The sequence below is a fragment of the Nonomuraea sp. NPDC049637 genome, from assembly GCF_040675235.1.
In the GTDB taxonomy this organism is placed as follows: domain Bacteria; phylum Actinomycetota; class Actinomycetes; order Streptosporangiales; family Streptosporangiaceae; genus Nonomuraea.
The window spans coordinates 342,935-358,403 of the sequence record NZ_JBFAOM010000005.1 but is presented as its reverse complement, the minus strand read 5'-3'; the positions used below and the strand labels follow the sequence as shown (position 1 = coordinate 358,403).

General features: G+C 73.1%; 18 protein-coding genes. 6 read left to right on the top strand and 12 right to left on the bottom strand.

Translation table 11 applies throughout. The annotated features are described in order from the left end of the window. The first annotated feature begins 2 nt into the window (after positions 1–2). Complete coding sequence (locus AB0J71_RS10295; protein WP_364413690.1) at positions 3–845, top strand: TIM barrel protein; 843 nt, start codon at positions 3–5, stop codon at positions 843–845. Here the strand turns inward: AB0J71_RS10295 and AB0J71_RS10290 are convergent. The 3 genes from AB0J71_RS10290 to AB0J71_RS10280 form a co-directional block, all read right to left on the bottom strand. Beyond that, complete coding sequence (locus AB0J71_RS10290; protein ID WP_364413688.1) at positions 840–1,967, bottom strand: hypothetical protein; 1,128 nt, start codon at positions 1,965–1,967, stop codon at positions 840–842. The two genes, AB0J71_RS10295 and AB0J71_RS10290, sit on opposite strands and share 6 nt — an antisense overlap. Next, positions 1,964–2,473 carry a SigE family RNA polymerase sigma factor gene (locus AB0J71_RS10285; RefSeq protein ID WP_352324796.1) on the bottom strand — a complete coding sequence of 170 codons (510 nt, stop codon included), beginning with the start codon at positions 2,471–2,473 and terminating at the stop codon, positions 1,964–1,966. The genes AB0J71_RS10290 and AB0J71_RS10285 overlap by 4 nt, the downstream gene beginning before the upstream one ends. A gap of 82 nt (positions 2,474–2,555) precedes the next feature. Continuing rightward, positions 2,556–3,590 carry a DUF418 domain-containing protein gene (locus tag AB0J71_RS10280; RefSeq protein ID WP_364413686.1) on the bottom strand — a complete coding sequence of 345 codons (1,035 nt, stop codon included), beginning with the start codon at positions 3,588–3,590 and terminating at the stop codon, positions 2,556–2,558. Between the two features lie 118 nt (positions 3,591–3,708). Here AB0J71_RS10280 and AB0J71_RS10275 point away from each other — a divergent pair, with 118 nt between their 5' ends. Then, complete coding sequence (locus tag AB0J71_RS10275) at positions 3,709–4,905, top strand: histidine kinase (protein WP_364413684.1); 1,197 nt, start codon at positions 3,709–3,711, stop codon at positions 4,903–4,905. After that, the gene (locus AB0J71_RS10270; protein ID WP_352324792.1) at positions 4,902–5,549 is read left to right on the top strand and encodes a response regulator transcription factor; all 648 of its coding nucleotides are present in this window, start codon (positions 4,902–4,904) and stop codon (positions 5,547–5,549) included. Before AB0J71_RS10275 ends, AB0J71_RS10270 begins: the two co-directional genes overlap by 4 nt. Before the next feature lie 8 nt (positions 5,550–5,557). Here the strand turns inward: AB0J71_RS10270 and AB0J71_RS10265 are convergent, their stop codons facing one another. The 9 genes from AB0J71_RS10265 to AB0J71_RS10225 form a co-directional block, all read right to left on the bottom strand. Next, complete coding sequence (locus AB0J71_RS10265; protein WP_352324791.1) at positions 5,558–5,968, bottom strand: Rrf2 family transcriptional regulator; 411 nt, start codon at positions 5,966–5,968, stop codon at positions 5,558–5,560. A gap of 13 nt (positions 5,969–5,981) precedes the next feature. Next, complete coding sequence (locus tag AB0J71_RS10260; protein ID WP_352324790.1) at positions 5,982–6,845, bottom strand: ABC transporter permease; 864 nt, start codon at positions 6,843–6,845, stop codon at positions 5,982–5,984. After that, the gene (locus AB0J71_RS10255) at positions 6,842–7,648 is read right to left on the bottom strand and encodes an ABC transporter ATP-binding protein (RefSeq protein WP_364413682.1); all 807 of its coding nucleotides are present in this window, start codon (positions 7,646–7,648) and stop codon (positions 6,842–6,844) included. The genes AB0J71_RS10260 and AB0J71_RS10255 overlap by 4 nt, the downstream gene beginning before the upstream one ends. Positions 7,649–7,660: 12 nt before the next feature. Further along, positions 7,661–8,725 carry an ABC transporter substrate-binding protein gene (locus AB0J71_RS10250; RefSeq protein ID WP_364413680.1) on the bottom strand — a complete coding sequence of 355 codons (1,065 nt, stop codon included), beginning with the start codon at positions 8,723–8,725 and terminating at the stop codon, positions 7,661–7,663. An 83-nt stretch (positions 8,726–8,808) separates the two neighbouring features. Then, positions 8,809–9,273 carry a GNAT family N-acetyltransferase gene (locus AB0J71_RS10245; RefSeq protein WP_352330907.1) on the bottom strand — a complete coding sequence of 155 codons (465 nt, stop codon included), beginning with the start codon at positions 9,271–9,273 and terminating at the stop codon, positions 8,809–8,811. Then, positions 9,270–10,259: an ABC transporter substrate-binding protein gene (locus AB0J71_RS10240; RefSeq protein WP_364413678.1), complete on the bottom strand. Its 990-nt coding sequence runs from the start codon at positions 10,257–10,259 to the stop codon at positions 9,270–9,272. The genes AB0J71_RS10245 and AB0J71_RS10240 overlap by 4 nt, the downstream gene beginning before the upstream one ends. A gap of 15 nt (positions 10,260–10,274) precedes the next feature. Next, positions 10,275–11,027 (bottom strand): amino acid ABC transporter ATP-binding protein, encoded by a 753-nt coding sequence (locus AB0J71_RS10235; protein WP_364413718.1) that lies wholly within the window; start codon positions 11,025–11,027, stop codon positions 10,275–10,277. After that, a complete protein-coding gene (locus AB0J71_RS10230) occupies positions 11,027–11,899 on the bottom strand; it encodes an amino acid ABC transporter permease (RefSeq protein ID WP_364413676.1) in 873 nt (290 codons plus the stop codon). The genes AB0J71_RS10235 and AB0J71_RS10230 overlap by 1 nt, the downstream gene beginning before the upstream one ends. Continuing rightward, entirely contained in the window at positions 11,886–13,028 is a 1,143-nt protein-coding gene (locus AB0J71_RS10225; protein ID WP_364413674.1) for an LLM class flavin-dependent oxidoreductase, read from the bottom strand. Before AB0J71_RS10225 ends, AB0J71_RS10230 begins: the two co-directional genes overlap by 14 nt. A 120-nt stretch (positions 13,029–13,148) precedes the next feature. On the opposite strand from AB0J71_RS10225, the gene AB0J71_RS10220 reads away from it, so the two are divergent. The 3 genes from AB0J71_RS10220 (at position 13,149) to AB0J71_RS10210 (ending at position 15,406) form a co-directional block, all read left to right on the top strand. Then, positions 13,149–14,045, top strand: a complete 897-nt coding sequence (locus tag AB0J71_RS10220) for a TauD/TfdA family dioxygenase (protein ID WP_352330035.1) — start codon at positions 13,149–13,151, stop codon at positions 14,043–14,045. A 129-nt stretch (positions 14,046–14,174) separates the two neighbouring features. Next, positions 14,175–14,309, top strand: coding sequence for a hypothetical protein (locus tag AB0J71_RS10215; protein ID WP_352330037.1), 135 nt, complete (start codon positions 14,175–14,177; stop codon positions 14,307–14,309). Next, on the top strand, positions 14,309–15,406 hold the full coding sequence (locus tag AB0J71_RS10210; protein ID WP_364413672.1) for a putative sulfate exporter family transporter: 1,098 nt from the start codon (positions 14,309–14,311) through the stop codon (positions 15,404–15,406). Before AB0J71_RS10215 ends, AB0J71_RS10210 begins: the two co-directional genes overlap by 1 nt. The last annotated feature ends 63 nt before the right edge of the window (positions 15,407–15,469 follow it).

Here is a 15,469-nt window from a genome sequence, read left to right as displayed (position 1 = left end):
TGATGTCGTTGTCACTGCGGCAGGTCACCGGTTCGAACTTCGCCTACCAGCACCTGCCCCTCGACCGTTTCCTCGACGACGCCGCCGCGCTCGGGCGCGAGCACCTGGAGCTGTGGGGCGTCGCGCCGCAGCTGCACGTGCCGTGGCTGAGCGACGCCGAGGCGCGGGCGATCCGCCGGCGCGCCGCCGGGCGGGGGCTCACCGTCCGCTGTCTGACGCCCGAGCAGGTGGCCTACCCCGTCAACCTGGCCTCGCCGGACAGCCGGCTGCGGGCCGCGAGCGTCGCGATGTTCCGCCGGGCCGCCGAGCTGGCCGCCGAGCTGGGGGCCGAGCTGCTGCTGCTGACCCCGGGCCGGGGCTTCGAGGACGAGCCGGTCGCCGCCGCCTGGCGGCGCTCGGCCGACGCGATCGGCGAGATCTGCGCCTACGCCGGCACGCTCGGCGTGTCGTGCGTGCTGGAGGCGTTGCAGCGGGTGGAGTCCAACCTGGTCAACGACGCGCCCACGCTGGCCCGCATGATCGACGAGGTGGGCGCCCCGAACCTGGGCGCGGTGCTGGACACCGTGGCCATGGCGGCGGCCGGGGAGAGCGTGGACGACTACTTCGACGCCCTCGGCGACCGGGTCAGGCACGTGCACCTGATCGACGGCTCCCCCACCGGGCACCTGGCCTGGGGCGACGGCGAGCTGCCGCTGGCGGCTTACCTGGCCGCGCTGGACCGCAGGGGCTACCGGGGGGCCATGACGTTCGAGCTGTTCGGGGCCGGGGACTACGCCTTCGACCCGCGTCCCGTGGTGGAGCGCTGCCTGGCCTCCGTACAGGCAGCGCTCCCGGGAGCCTCATAGCCCGCCGGCGGCTCCGGGCATGACCAGCTGTCCCCTGAACCCGCCGGGATAGCTGTTCACCAGCCTGGCCCGGCCGGTGCGGACGTCCACGGCGTAGGCCCGGGTGCTGTTCCCGACCTCGACGGTGAGCGTGACCTCCGACGGGCTCTGCCAGATCGTGGTGCCGTCGATGCCCGCCCTCTTCGGCAGGCCCTTGACCGAGACCTTCCGCACGGTGCGGCCGGTCCTGGTGTCGAGCAGGGTGAGCCGGCGGGTCATGTACTCGGGCGGGACCTTCTTGCCGGGCGGGAACTCGAAGGCGGCCACCGTGCGGCCGTCCGGGGCGAGCTCGCTGAACATGATGAAGACGCCGTCGAAGCGCACCGGCCGGCCGCCGCCGGCGACCGGCATGAACAGCAGGTCGGTCTTGCGGTAGCGGACCAGCTCGGCGACGCCGTCCTTGATGGCGACCGGCTCGTACACGCCGGGGACGGACACCGTCGCGCCGGTCCGCACGTCGATCAGCAGGCCGGGGTCCTTGGTGCCCTCGCGCGGGTCGAAGACCAGGTGGCGGCCGTCGTCGGAGACCACCAGCATGGAGCCCATGCCGAGGCGTTCCGCCGCCACCTTCGCGGCGGAGACCGTCTCAGCGCCGGTCACCATGTCCCGGACGACGTGCGCCCCCGCGTCCTTGTCGTAGTAGGCGAACATGCGCCCGTCGCGGCTGAGGGCGACGGGCACGCGGTCGTTCCTGGCGGTCGTCCCGAGCGCCTGGGGCACCCGGTACGTCGTGCCGTCGCCGGTGACCACCCGCCATTCGCCGTCCACGCAGCCGGGCGGCGCGCTCTTCCCCCTGGGAGGCAGGCAGCTCTGCCGGTAGGCGTGGCTGAGCGTCCCCACCTTCCCCGCGGGCAGGACAGGCACGGCCGCGGCCGCGGCCTGCGGCGCGGCGGCGGGCACCCGTCGCGGCCCGGCCACCAGCACGGTCGCCGTCACCCCGGCCAGCACCGCGATCGTCGCGGCGGCCGCCAGCGTCGCCGAGGCCCGGCGTCTGCGCCGGTACCCCGCCACCGCCAGGTCGGCCAGGTTCACCGGCGGCGCCTCCTCGGCGATGCCGTTCAGTGCGTCACGCAGTCTGGTCATCGGGCCGCCTCCTGAGCGGGTCGCGAGTCCACGAGGTCGGGGGCCAGCGCGCGCAGGCGCGCCAGCGCGTGATGGGTCTGGCTCTTCACCGTGCCGACCGCGCAGCCGAGCACGTCGGCGGTCTGGGCCTCGGTGAGGTCCTCCCAGAAGCGCAGGACGATCACCGCGCGCTGCTTGCGCGTCAGCTTGTCCAGCGCCTGGCGCAGCACGATCCGGTCGAGCGCGTCCTCGTCGTAGGTGACCGCGCGCTCGGGCGGGTCGGCGCTGGGCAGCTCGGGGTTCGGCCGGCGCCGCCACGAGATGTACTGGTTGACCAGCGCCTTACGCAGGTACGCCTCGGGATTGCCGTCCCGCGCCAGCTTGTGCCAGTGCCGGACGACCTTGACCAGCACGCTCTGGAGCAGGTCCTCGGCCAGGTGAGGGTCGCCCACGAGCAAATAGGCGGTCCGCATCAGCGCCTGTTGCCGGGCGATGACGAACTCGCGGAAGCCGTCATGAGCGTCCAATGTGATGATCTCCCTTCGCCCGTTCCCAACGCGACCGGCCGGGCGGAGGGTTGCAGGGTTCGTCCCAGAATTCCCTACGGCCTCACCGGGCGCACTGGGCGGGACGGCGGCCCCAGGTGGCCCAGCGCCACAACCATTCCAGCGGGCCGAAGCGGTACCGGCGCAGCCAGAGGGTGGACCACACCCACTGCAGAGCCAGGATGACGGCGGCGATCCCCGCGACCGTGGACAGCGTCCAGCCCTCCGGCGGGCCGCCGGCCAGCTTGCCGAGGACCAGGACCAGGACGGTGGCGCTCAGGTAGTTCGTCAGCGCCATGCGGCCCAGCGGGGCGAAGACGGCCCGCAACACCGGCCGCAACGGCGTCCTCAGCAGGACGAGCAGGACGCACACGTACAGACCGGCCATGAGCAGCCCGGACGCGGCCATCGGCAGGGGCACGGGCGTGCTTCCGGCCTGCCACATGAGCGCCGGGACGGTGGCCGCGGCGAAGCCCAGGGCCAGCAGCGCCGGGACGCGGGTGGAGCTGTCGATCCGGTCGATCACGCCGTACCTGGTGAGGGCCGAGCCCAGCAGGAACAGGCCGGGCACCAGCATCGTGCCGCCGCCGAAGACGACCAGCGCCGCGACGACGAGCACGGCGGCCAGCCCGGCCACGGCCCAGCGCGGCAACCACGTCGAGGGCAGCAGCACCACCAGGCCGACGACCGCGTAGACGGTCAGGATGTCGCCGCGCCACAGCAGGAACATGTGCGCCAGGCCCATGCAGGCCAGCAGGAGGAGCCTGCGCAGCAGCAACGCCCGCGGGTGGGGCACGCGGGCGGCGGCCGAGTCGAGCAGCAGCGAGAAGCCGACGCCGAACAGCAGCGAGAAGATCGGGAAGAAGCGCTGCTCGACGAGCAGGCCCAGCCAGCGGGCGGTGTCGTCGAGCGCCGCGTGCTGCGCGGTGACCGGGTCGGTGCCGACGTGCGAGATCGGCTGGACGTTGGCCAGCAGGATCCCGCACAGGGCGAAACCGCGCACGACGTCGAGCGCGATGATGCGCGACCGCCCGGGCGCGGCGGGGGGCGTGCGGTCCTGGGGCAGGGCGCGGGCGGGCCGCGGGTCGTCATAGGGCATGGAACCTCATCGTGCGGTGGGCGGCGGGGCGCGGGGAGGGTCCAAAGCAGGGTTCGGGCCGCGGCGACCGTACTTTCGGCCGGTGTGCCGGGCGGACCGGCCTCCCTAGCCTGGGTGCGTGAACGTGCGGAACCGGCCGGAGCTCGCCTGGCCCGACGGGCGGCGGGCCGCGGCCGTGGCGGCGGAGGCCGCGCTGGCGGTGGCGGCCGTCGCCGTGCTCGTCTTCTGGGCCGGTCTGATCGCCGGCAGCTGGGGCGGCGGCTACTGGGTGTTCGACTGCGCGGCGGGGGCGGCGGTGTGCGCGCTGGCCCTGGCGCGCCGCCTGTCCCCGGTGTGGACGGCCGTGGGCGGGCTGGCGGTGGCGGCCGCGGCCGTCGTGGTCGCCGCGTGGGCCGGGCTGCCGAACGAGCCGGGACCGGCCATGGTGCTGGGCCTGTCCGTGCTGGTCGGGTCGGCGGTCAGGACGCTTCCCGCACGGTCCGCCTGCGCCGTCGCGGCCGGCGGGCTCGCGGTCGCCGCGGCGAGCGTGCCCGGCGCGCACAACGGGGCCACGGTGGGGCTCAACGTGGCCGGCTGGCTGGCCGCCCTGGGCGTCGGGGGCGGCCTGCGGCTGCTGGCGGCGCGCCGCCTGTCGGCCGCCGATCACGTCCGGCACGACGAGCGCCGCAGGCTGGCCAGGGAACTGCACGACGTGGCCGCCCACCATCTGACCGGCATCGTCCTGCAGGCCCAGGCCGCCCGGCTGCTGGCCCGCAGGGGGTCGGGCCCGCTGGAGGAGTCGCTGGAGGACATCGAGGACGCCGGCGCCGGAGCCCTGGCCGCGCTGCGCCGCGTCGTGGGCCTGCTGCGCGACGCCGGTGACGACGTGCCGGGGCCGCCCGGCCGGCTCGCCGACCTGGTCGGCGGCTTCGACGGCCCGCCCGTGACCCTGCGCGTCCCCGGCGAGGCCGAGAACTGGCCGCCGGAGGTGACCAGCACCGTATACCGGATCGTCCAGGAGTCGCTGACGAACGTCGCCCGCCACGCGGCCCGCGCCCGCATGGTCACCGTCGAGGTCACGGTCGAGGCCGCCGGACGGGACGGCGCGGTCGTGGTCGAGGTCGCCGACGACGCGCCGCCCGCGCCGCCGTCCCGGGGCCGCGGCGGCTACGGCCTGCTCGGCATGCGCGAACGCGTCGAGGCCCTCGACGGCACCCTGCGCGCGGGCCCCCGGCCGGAGGGCGGCTGGTCGGTCCACGCGACCCTGCCACTCACGGGGCCACTCACGGGGCCACTCACGGGGCCACTCACGGGGCCGCTCGGGAGGCGGCGATGACGATCGGCGTGCTGCTGGCCGACGACCAGGCGATGGTCCGCCGGGGCCTGCGGCTGATCCTGGAGGACCAGCCCGACATCCGCGTGGTGGCCGAGGCCCGGGACGGCGCCGAGGCCGTGGAGCTGGCCCGGCGGGTACGCCCCGACGTCTGCCTGGTGGACATCCTCATGCCCGGCATGGACGGCATCGCGGTCACCCGCGCCCTGGCCGGCGCCGGCGTGCCCGACCCGCTGCCGGTGGTCGTGGTCACCACCTTCGACCTGGACGAGTACGTCTACGACGCACTGCGCTGCGGCGCGGCCGGGTTCGTGCTGAAGGACGCCGGCCCGGCCCTGCTCGCCGAGGCCGTACGGGCGGCCAGCACGGGGGACGCCCTGATCTCGCCGTCGATCACGCCGCGCCTGCTGGGCCGCCTGGCCAGGCGGGCGCCGCGCGCGGCGGGGGCGGTGCACCCGCTGTCGGAGCGGGAGACCGACGTGGTGCGCGCCGTGGCCGCCGGACGCACCAACCAGGAGATCGCCGCCGCCCTGCACATCTCGCTGAGCACCGTGAAGGGCCACATCTCGGCCATCCTCGACAAGCTGGGCGTACGCAACCGGGTCGAGATCATCGCGTGGGCCTGGGAGAACGGGGTGGCGGGCTAGGGACGTCCTCAGCGCGGCTCGTCGCCCAGCCGCACGCTCGCGCGGGCGATGTCGGCCAGCGTGATGTCGGCCAGCATCATCTCCTCGTGGTCGCGCAGCGCGCTCCACACCTCGGCGAGCGGGCTGGCCACGCCGGGATAGCCGCCGTGGTCGCCGCCCTCGGAGACGCCTTCGACGATCAGCACGATGTCGGCGAGGGTGATCTCGCCGGCGGGCCTGGCCAGCCAGTAGCCGCCGTCGGGGCCGCGCTGGCTGTGCAGCAGGCCCGCCCGGCGCAGCTGCAGCAGGATGTTGTCGAGGAACTTGCGGGGGATGCCCTGGGCCGTGGCGATCTTCTCGGCGGGCATGGGGCCCGGCGGCGCTGCGGCCAGCTCGGCCGCGGCGCGCAGGGCGTACTGGGTTCTGGCGGAGATCCGCATGACCGTCTACTGCTCAGGTGCTCACCTGGTGCAGGCCCCAGCGGCGGCGCAGCGCGTCGTCCGCCAGGCCGAAGACGCGGTCCACCACGATGCCGATGACCAGGATGACGATCATGGTCGCGAGCAGGCCGGGCGAGTCGGCCAGCTCGCGGGCGTAGTGGAGCTGCTCGCCCAGCGAGGCCTGGTTGGCGATGATGACCAGCAGCTCACCGGCCATCAGCGAGCGCCAGGCGAACGCCCAGCCCTGCTTGAGCCCGGCCAGGAACGACGGCAGCGAGGCCGGCAGGATGACGTGCCGGTAGAGGGCGATCCGGCGGAAGCCGAGCATGTGCCCGGCGCGCAGCAGGATCGGCGGCGTGTAGTCCACCCCGGTGATCAGGCCGTTGGCGATGGACGGCGCCGCGCCCAGCACCACCACGAACAGGATCGCGCTCTCCGACAGCCCGAACAGCAGGATGGCCAGCGGGAACCAGGCGATGGACGGCATCGTCTGGAGGCCGGTGATCAGCGAGCCCGTGGCGCGGCGCAGCGGCCCGATCCGCGAGACCAGCGCGCCGACGACCAGTCCGACGGCGATCGCCAGGGCGAACCCGGTGACCGCGCGGCGCATGGTGACCGTCAGCGCGGTGTAGAACTCGGGGTCGCCGAGCCGGTGCCCGAGCTCGGCGAGCGTGGTGACCGGCCCGGCGAAGACGTACTCGGGCCACCAGCCCGCCCACACCACGGCCTGCCAGACGGCCAGCACGATGAGCACGGCCGTGGCGATCGGCCACAACCCCGCCCACAGCCGGGAGGCCGGGCCGGCGCGGTGGCCGGTGCCCAGCTCCAGCGCGTCGAGCCCGGCGAGCTGCTGGGCGTGGGTGTCCGTCGTCGTCATGCGGGCTCCTCCTGACGGGCGTGGCGCAGGACCTCCTGGCGGAGGCGGCCGGTGATCTCCCCCGCCAGCTCGGCCACCTCGCCCGAGTCGGTACGGCGGGGCCGCGGCAGCGCGACGGGGAAGTCCTCGACCACCCGCCCCGGCCGGCTGGACAGCAGCACGACCCGGTCGCCGAGCCGGACGGCCTCGCGCACGTTGTGGGTGACGAACAGGACCGACAGGCCGCGTTCCCGCCAGATGCGTTCGAGCTCGTCGTGCAGCAGGTCGCGGGTCATGGCGTCCAGGGCGCCGAAGGGCTCGTCCATCAGCAGCACGTCGGCGTCCTGGGCGAGCGCCCTGGCCAGGGCGACGCGCTGGCGCATGCCGCCGGACAGCTCGTGCGGCCGTTTCCTGCCGAACCCGCCCAGGTGGACGATGTCGAGGAACTCGGCGGCCCGGTCCCGGCGTTCCTGCTTGCTCACGCCCTTGGCGCGCAGCGCCATCTCGACGTTGGCCGAGACGGTCAGCCAGGGGAACAGCGCGGGTTCCTGGAACATGAGCGCGACGCGGGCGTCGTCCACGTCGATCCGGCCGGCCGTGGGCCGGTCGAGCCCGGCGACCAGCGACAGCAGCGTGCTCTTGCCGCAGCCGGACGCGCCGAGCAGGCAGACGAACTCGCCGGGCGCCACCGACAGCGAGACCTGGTCGAGGGCTTGCAGGGCCGTCCGGCCCTGACCGTAGAGCTTGGAGACGGCCTCCAGCCGGATCGCGGGGCTCTGCCCCTCGACCCGGCCGGTGACCTGCTCCGTGAGCGGAGCGGACATCGCGTGCGCCTCCTACTTGTCGGAGATGGCCTGCTGGCCCTTGGCGGCGAGGACCTCGTTGAGGACCTTGAGGTCGTAGATGCCGTTCAGGTCGACCGGGTCGAGGAGGCCGACCTTGGTCGCGTGCTCGGCGCTGCCCACCAGCGACGAGGCGATCGGGTCGTTGGTGAAGGTGATGTTCTTGAACGCGCTGTCCAGCACCTCGGGCTTGAGCGGCTTGCCGGTCAGCTTCTGCAGGGCGGCGTTGGCGGTCTGCGCGGCGCCGGCCGGGTCCTTCGCGATGACGTCGTTGGCCTCGACGTGCGCCTCGATCAGCTTCTTGAGCAGGTCGGGGTGCTCCTTGGCCCACTCCTGGCGGACGATGAGGTGGGTGATCACGAACTGCTTGTTCGGCCACAGGTCGCGCTCGTCGACCAGCACCTTGCCGCCGCTCTCCTTGATCAGGCGGCTGGCGAACGGCTCGGGCACCCAGGCGCCGTCGATGTCGCCGGTGGCGAAGGTCTGGATGGTCTGGGAGTTCTCCTGGGGCACGATCGAGACCTCGCCGCCGCCCTTGGTGTCGGTCTTGATGCCCTTCTCGGTCAGCCAGTAGCGCAGCGCGACGTCCTGGGTGTTGCCGAGCTGCGGGGTGGCGATCTTCTTGCCCTTGAGGTCCTCCACCGAGTTGATCCCGGGCTTGACCACGAGGAACACGCCGCCGGACGCCGCGCCGGCGACGATCTTGATGGCCTGGCCCTTGGACTTCGACCAGGCGTTGATGGCCGGGTTGGGGCCGACGTAGGTGGCGTCGATGGCGCCGGAGAACACGGCCTCGATCGCCGCCGGGCCGGCGTTGAACGTGCTGGTCTTGGGCGCGGCGCCGAGGTGCTTGGCGTAGATGCCCTTCTCCACGCCGACCAGGGCGGTGGCGTGGGTGATGTTGGGGAAGAAGCCCAGACGCACCTGCGTGGCGCCGGCTCCCCCGCTCTTCGCGCCGCTGTCCGCAGGGCTGCCGCTGCCCCCACAGGCGGCCGCCATGGTCGTGAGCGCCAGGGCGGCCAGGGTGGCCACCGTTACGCGAACCCTGCGAGCGTTCATCTCTTCTCCCTATTTCCCACTTATTTAGTGGCTTTCGAGTGTTTATAGGAGCAAGGGAGGGTGCTCGTCAATCCCACTCTGGGTCACAGACTCTTCACGAAAGGCAGCGGGCCGCGCTTCGGACGGTCGTCCGGGTCGAAGCGCGGGGTGTAGCCGCCGGCCAGGTACAGGGCGACGGCCTCGGGCTGGCGGGGGCCGGTGGTCAGGTGGATCCGCAGGTAGCCGCGGCGGGCGGCCTCGCGTTCCAGCTCCCGTACGACGACCGCGCCCAGGCCGCGCCTGCGGTGGCCGGGATGCGTCCACACCCGCTTCAGCTCGGCCGTCTCAGCGTCGTAGCGGCGGAACGCCCCGCCCGCCACGGTCTCGCCGCCCACCACCAGGACGAGGAAGGCCCCGTCCGGCGGCGTGAACTCCTCGGCCGGGTACCGGTTCAGCTCGTCGTTGGCGCCGTACCGGCTGGTGTACTCCAGCGCGAGGTCCGCCAGCAGCGGCCGGACGGCGGGATCGTCCGGCGCGACCAGGCGGACCTCGAAGGCGGGCGCGCTCAACCGCGCTGCCTCGGCAGGCCCGGCGGGTTGACCCTGGACTCGGGGACCGCCTCGTTGGCCAGCCCCCACCGGTCGAGCACCTGCCGGTACGTCCCGTTCCCGATCACCGCGGCCAGCGCGTCGTGCACCGGCCCTACCAGGCCGTTGCCCTTCTTCGTCATCGCCGCGATGAGCCCCTGCAGGCCCGGCCCGGCGCCCGAGGCGGTGCCCACGATCCTGGAGCCGCCGCTGACCGCGACGTTGTAGGCGATGGTCGGGTTGGGGCCGAAGTACGCCTGCACGCGCCCGGACTTCAGGGCGAGCAGCACGTCGCCGTACTTCTGGTAGTAGAGGATCTCGACCGGCTTCAGGCCGGCCTTCCGGTTCTGGGCGTCCCAGTCGAGCAGGATCTTCTCCTGGTTGGTGCCCGAGCCGACCGAGACCCGCAGCCCGGCCACGTCGGCGGGCCCGGCGATCCTCCTGATCGGGCTGGAGGCGGGAACCTGCCAGGCGAGCTGGTCGATCCGGTACGTCGCGAAGTCGTAGACGTCCTTGCGCTCCTCGGTGACGGTGACGTTGTTGAACACGGCCTCGTACTTGCCGGACTTGGCCCCCAGGAACAGGTTCTCCCAGGAGGAGCTCTCCGGCTCCAGCTCCAGGCCGAGCACGTCCGCCACGAGCTGGGCGAGGTCGGTCTCCACGCCGATCAGCGTGACGTCGTCACTGGCCGGGAAGACCAGCGGCGGCGAGCTCTGGACGCTGAAGCCGACGGTGAGCCGGCCGTCCCGCGCGATCTCGGCGGGCACCCGGGCGGCGATGCTCGCGACCTTGCCGGTGCGCACCCGTTTCTGGTCGGGACCGGTGTCGACGGCGCGGCCGGTGACCGCGCCCTCGGCAGCGGTCCCCTCGCCGGCTCTGGGGACGAGCGCGGGTTCGGCCGCGCAGGCGGTGGTGGTGACGGTGGCGGACAGGATCAGCAGGAGTGCGGGCACGGCGGTGAGACGCATGGGGGTTCCTTGTGATCAGAGGACCTTGCCGAGGAAGGCGCGGGTGCGCTCGTGGCGCGGGGCGTCGAGGACCTGCGCGGCCGGGCCGCGCTCGACGATGCGGCCCTCGTCCATGAACACGACGGTGTCGGCCACCTCCCGGGCGAAGCCGATCTCGTGCGTGACGACGATCATGGTCGTGCCGCTGCGGGCCAGGTCCTTCATGACCTCCAGCACCTCGCCGACGAGCTCCGGGTCGAGGGCGGAGGTGGGCTCGTCGAACAGCACCACCTTGGGCTCCAGGGCCAGCGCCCTGGCGATGGCGACGCGCTGCTGCTGGCCGCCGGAGAGCGTGCGGGGGTAGGCCGCCGCCTTGCCGGCCAGCCCGACCCGGTCGAGCAGGCGCGCGGTCAGCTCGGCCACCTCGGCGCGCGGCCGGCGCTGGGCCGACAGCGGGGCCTCGGCGATGTTCTGGCTGACGGTGAGGTGCGGGAAGAGGTTGAAGTTCTGGAAGACGAAGCCGATGCTGGTGCGCTGGCGGAGGATCTCGCGTTCGGGCAGCTCGTACAGGTGGTCGCCGGCGCGCCGGTAGCCCAGCAGCTCGCCGTCGACCGTGACCGTCCCGCGTTCCACCTTCTCCAGATGGTTGATCACGCGCAGCAGGGTGGACTTGCCCGAGCCGGACGGCCCGAGCACCACCGCCACCTCGCCCTGGCGTACGCGCAGGTCGATGCCCTTGAGCACGTGCAGCGCGCCGAAGCTCTTGTGCACGCCGGCCAGTTCCACCATCATGAGCGGCCCCTGCCGTAGTGGCGCTCCAGGAAGTGCTGCCCGACCGAGAGCGTGGTGGTCAGGACGAGGTACCAGACGGTCGCGACCAGCAGCAGCGCCATCACCCTGCCGTTGCGGTTGTAGATCACCTGTACCTGGTAGAACAGCTCGGGCAGGGCCATGATGTAGACCACCGAGGTGCCCTTGACCAGGCTGACGATCTCGTTGCCGGCGTTCGGCACGATCGTCCGCATGGCCTGCGGCAGGATGATCCGGAAGAACCGGCGAGCCCTCGGCACGCCCAGCGCCGCCGCGGCCAGCCGCTGCCCCGGATCGACCGACAGCAGGCCGCCGCGGACGATCTCGGCGGCGTAGGCCGCCTGGTGCAGCGCGAGCCCGAGCGCGGCGGCGGTGACCGGCCCGATCAGGTCCATCGTGCCGACGTCGAAGAAGGCCGGCCCGAACGGCACCCCGAACGACAACCTCGGGTACAGCAGCGCCAGGTTGTACCAGAACAGCAGTTGCAGGATCAGCGGCACCGAGCGGAACAGCCACACGTACCCCCAGGCCACCGCGGCCAGCAGCCGGTTGGCCGACAGGCGCATGAGGGCGAGCAGGGTGCCGAGCGCGAACCCGAGCCCGATGCCCAGCGCGGTCAGCTCCAGCGTGAGCAGCACCGAGCGCAGGACGGAGGGCGCGAACAGGTACATGGCGACGACGTCCCACTCCCAGGCGGGGTTGGTGACCAGGGCGTTGGCCGCCATCGCCAGCAGCACCAGCACGCCGAGGGCGGCCACCGTCCGTAACGGGCGGCGGGCGGTCACGACCTTCGGCGCGGGCTCCTCCCGCCCGGCGGCGGGCACGGCCGCGGCCGTGTCACGCAGCGCCATGGCCCGCACGCACGTCGTCGCGGGCGGCTTTGTCGCGGGCGGCTTTGTCGCGGGCGGCGTCGCGCCGGGCCACTTCCGCGCGGACCAGCGGGATGACGTGCCGGCCGAAGTCGACGGCGTCGTCCAGGATCGCGTAGCCGCGCGCCGAGAGGATCTCCACGCCCAGGTCGTAGTAGTCGAGCAGGGCCTGCGCGACCGTCTCCGGGGTGCCGACCAGGGCGGTGGAGTTGCCGGCGGCGCCGGTGGCCGCCGCGGTGGGCGTCCACAGGACGCGGTCGTGCCGCTCTCCCCTGGCGGCCACCTCCAGCAGCCGCAGCGACCCGGCGTTCTGCGGCGGGCCCACGGGACGCCGCCGCGGGTTCGCCCGGGACTGTCGTAGCTCGCCCAGGATCCGGTGCGCCTTCTCCCAGGCCAGCTCCTCGGTGGGCGCGATGATCGGCCGGAAGGCCACCTGGATGCGCGGCACGTCGGCCCGCCCGGCCGCGCGGGCCGCCTCCTTGACCGAGGCGATCTGCTGCGCGGTCTCGGCCAGCGGCTCGCCCCACAGGCAGTAGACGTCGGCCTCGGCCCCGCCGGCCGCGTACGCCGCGGGCGACGAGCCGCCGAAGGACACCTGCGGCCGCGGCCGCTGGACCGGGAAGACGTCGGAGACGAAGTCCCTGAAGGAGTAGTGGGCGCCCTCGTGGTCGAACGGCTCCCTGGAGGTCCACCCCTTCTTGACGATCCGGATGTACTCCCTGGTCCTGGCGTACCGCTCGTCCTTGGTCAGGAGGTCGCCCTCCCTGCCCTGCTCGTGGTCGTTGCCGCCGGTGATGAAGTGCACGGTCAGGCGGCCGTCGCTGATCTGGTCGAGCGTGGCGAAGGTCTTGAGGGCGTACGTCGGGTACGACACGTTCGGCCGGTGGGCCAGCAGGATCCCCAGGTCCTCGACCCGGCTCGCGACGTACGCGGCCACCTGGGCCGGGTCGGGCGAGCCTGAGCCGTAGGCGAACAGCACCCGGTTCCAGCCGTGCTCCTGGTGGGCCCGCGCGAGCCGGAGCGTGTACTGCTTGTCGAAGGAGGGGCCCGAGCGGGGCGAGGTCTCCGAGCCGTCGTTGGTGCCACCGATACCGAGGAACTCCACAGGCATGTCGCGGCCTTTCTGGCGTCGTGAACGCCTTTCACCCCAGCACGGCGATCATATTCCGTCAAGCCCTACCAATTTAGTTGGTTTTTATCTACGGTGGAGGCGTACGGAAGGAAGGACACCATGCCATCCCTGACCATCACCCCCGTCGCCGGCCGTATAGGAGCCGAGATCACCGGAGTGCGGCTCGCGCCCGATCTGCACCCCGATGTCGTGGCCGAGCTCCGCCAGGCCCTCCTCACCCACAAAGTGATCTTCCTGCGCGGTCAGGAGCACCTCGACGAGCAGAGCCAGGTGGGCTTCGCCCGGCTGCTCGGCGAGCCGACCGCCGCCCACCCGACCGTGCCCGCGCTGCACGGCAACGCCCACATCCTGGACCTCGACTACAGCAACGGCCAGAAGGTCGACCGCTGGCACACCGACGTGACGTTCGTGGACCGGCCGCCGCTGGCCTCGGTGCTGCGCGCGGTCGTCGTGCCGGAGGCGGGCGGCGACACGTTGTGGGCCAACACCGTCAGCGCGTACCAGAACCTGCCCGCCGAGCTGCGCGACCTGCTCGACCGGCTGCGCGCCGTGCACACCAACCAGTACGACTACGTCCGCACGGCCACGATCGACGAGCGCGCCCGCGAGCACGCCGAGGTGTTCGCCTCCACCCTGTTCGAGACCGAGCACCCGGTCGTGCGCGTGCACCCGGAGACCGGCGAGCGCTCGATCCTGCTCGGCGACTTCGCCAAGCGGCTGAGCGGCCTGTCGGGGCACACCTCCGGGTCGATCATCCGGCTGGTCCAGGAGCACGTCACCGAGGTGGAGAACACCGTCCGCTGGCGCTGGTCGCCCGGTGACGTGGCGATCTGGGACAACCGGGCCACCCAGCACCGCGTGGTGCACGACTTCGGCGACCGTCCCCGCCGCCTGCACCGGGTCACGATCGCCGGGGACGTGCCGGTCGGCGTGGACGGCCGGACCAGCACCGCGCTGAGCGGCGACGCCGCGACCTACTCGCCGATCGCCGCCTGACCCTCCCCGGGGCTGCCCCGGCCACGAACGTCGCCGTGGCCGGGGCCTCGCGGATCGGCCGAAGCCAGTGCGGGCGGGGTTGGCTGGGCCCCGCCCGCACCTCCCATCCCCCACCTGAAAGGCACGCCCATGAGCACCGGCGAATCCCCCACCGGACGCGAGAGCCGCGTCGCGATCAACGAGGACTGGGCCGCCACGGCCGTCGGCCTGGTCCTGCTCGTCCTCGTCCTCACCGGCGTCATCCCCGTCGGGCTGGTGCCCTGATGAGCGCCGAGACCGTCACCGCCGACCGCGCGACCTGGCGAGGGACGGCGCTCGGCGTCCTGGTCGTCCTCGTGCTGGCCGCCGCGACCCGGTTCCTGGAGAAGGGCGTGCCCGGCTGGTTCCCGGACTCCGGGCTGGCCAAGGCCGTCGAGTTCCCGATCTACGCGATCGCCCTCGGGCTGCTCGGCAACGCGCTGCTGACCGCGGCCGGGCTGCGGGAGCGGCTGACCGGCGGGTTCCGCACCGAGTTCTTCATCAAGACCGGCCTGGTGCTGCTCGGCGCGTCCATCAACCTCAAGGTGATCGTGACCGCCGCCGGGCCGGCCGTGCTCCAGGCGATCGTGCTGATCAGCACGGTGTTCCTGTTCACCTGGTGGCTCGGCGGGCGGCTCGGGCTCGACGACCGGCTGCGCGCGCTGCTGTCGTCGGCCGTGTCGATCTGCGGGGTCAGCGCGGCCATCGCGGCGGCGGGGGCCGTCCAGGCCAGGAAGGAGCAGCTGGCCTACAGCGCGAGCCTGGTGATCGCGTTCGCGCTGCCGTCGATCTTCATCCTGCCCGCCCTGGCCTCGGCGTTCGGGCTGCCGCCCGAGGTGGCGGGGGCCTGGATCGGCGGCAACATCGACACCACCGCCGCCGTCACCGCCGCCGGCACGATCGCGGGCGAGGACGCCCTGGCCATCGCCACGATCGTCAAGGTCACCCAGAACGCGCTCATCGGCGTCGTCGTGGTCGCGCTGACCGCCTGGTTCGCCTTCCGGGTCGAGCGGCGGGCGGACGCCGAGCGGCCGGGGGCGGCCGAGCTGTGGCGGCGTTTCCCGAAGTTCGTGCTCGGGTTCGTCGCCGCGTCCGTGATCGCCACCTGGTGGCTCACGACGGTCCCCGCCGGCGAGGGCAAGGCGGTCATCGGGGTCGCCAACGACCTGCGGACCTGGTTCCTGATCCTGGCGTTCGTCAGCATCGGGCTGGAGTTCCGGGTGGCGGCACTGCGGGCGGCCGGCTGGCGGCCGGTCGTCGTGTTCGCCGCCGCGACGGTGGTGAACGTGGTCGTCGCCCTGGCCCTGGCGCTGGCCCTGTTCTCCGGCTTCACAGCCGGCTGATCGGGCCGTTCCCCTGGGTCCAGGCCGGAGTTCCGCCGAGGACAGGGGTCCGGTCGGGCGGCG

What these genes read in the sequence shown, in the direction of transcription:
- AB0J71_RS10260 (WP_352324790.1), bottom strand. Translation starts at nt 6,845, where the DNA reads ATGACGACGACGGACACCCACGCCCAGCAGCTCGCCGGGCTCGACGCG.
- AB0J71_RS10235 (WP_364413718.1), bottom strand. Translation starts at nt 11,027, where the DNA reads ATGGTGGAACTGGCCGGCGTGCACAAGAGCTTCGGCGCGCTGCACGTG.
- AB0J71_RS10230 (WP_364413676.1), bottom strand. Translation starts at nt 11,899, where the DNA reads ATGGCGCTGCGTGACACGGCCGCGGCCGTGCCCGCCGCCGGGCGGGAG.
- AB0J71_RS10250 (WP_364413680.1), bottom strand. Translation starts at nt 8,725, where the DNA reads ATGAACGCTCGCAGGGTTCGCGTAACGGTGGCCACCCTGGCCGCCCTG.
- AB0J71_RS10265 (WP_352324791.1), bottom strand. Translation starts at nt 5,968, where the DNA reads ATGCGGATCTCCGCCAGAACCCAGTACGCCCTGCGCGCCGCGGCCGAG.
- AB0J71_RS10225 (WP_364413674.1), bottom strand. Translation starts at nt 13,028, where the DNA reads ATGCCTGTGGAGTTCCTCGGTATCGGTGGCACCAACGACGGCTCGGAG.
- AB0J71_RS10210 (WP_364413672.1), top strand. Translation starts at nt 14,309, where the DNA reads ATGAGCGCCGAGACCGTCACCGCCGACCGCGCGACCTGGCGAGGGACG.
- AB0J71_RS10240 (WP_364413678.1), bottom strand. Translation starts at nt 10,259, where the DNA reads ATGCGTCTCACCGCCGTGCCCGCACTCCTGCTGATCCTGTCCGCCACC.
- AB0J71_RS10220 (WP_352330035.1), top strand. Translation starts at nt 13,149, where the DNA reads ATGCCATCCCTGACCATCACCCCCGTCGCCGGCCGTATAGGAGCCGAG.
- AB0J71_RS10270 (WP_352324792.1), top strand. Translation starts at nt 4,902, where the DNA reads ATGACGATCGGCGTGCTGCTGGCCGACGACCAGGCGATGGTCCGCCGG.
- AB0J71_RS10255 (WP_364413682.1), bottom strand. Translation starts at nt 7,648, where the DNA reads ATGTCCGCTCCGCTCACGGAGCAGGTCACCGGCCGGGTCGAGGGGCAG.
- AB0J71_RS10290 (WP_364413688.1), bottom strand. Translation starts at nt 1,967, where the DNA reads ATGACCAGACTGCGTGACGCACTGAACGGCATCGCCGAGGAGGCGCCG.
- AB0J71_RS10215 (WP_352330037.1), top strand. Translation starts at nt 14,175, where the DNA reads ATGAGCACCGGCGAATCCCCCACCGGACGCGAGAGCCGCGTCGCGATC.
- AB0J71_RS10280 (WP_364413686.1), bottom strand. Translation starts at nt 3,590, where the DNA reads ATGCCCTATGACGACCCGCGGCCCGCCCGCGCCCTGCCCCAGGACCGC.
- AB0J71_RS10295 (WP_364413690.1), top strand. Translation starts at nt 3, where the DNA reads ATGTCGTTGTCACTGCGGCAGGTCACCGGTTCGAACTTCGCCTACCAG.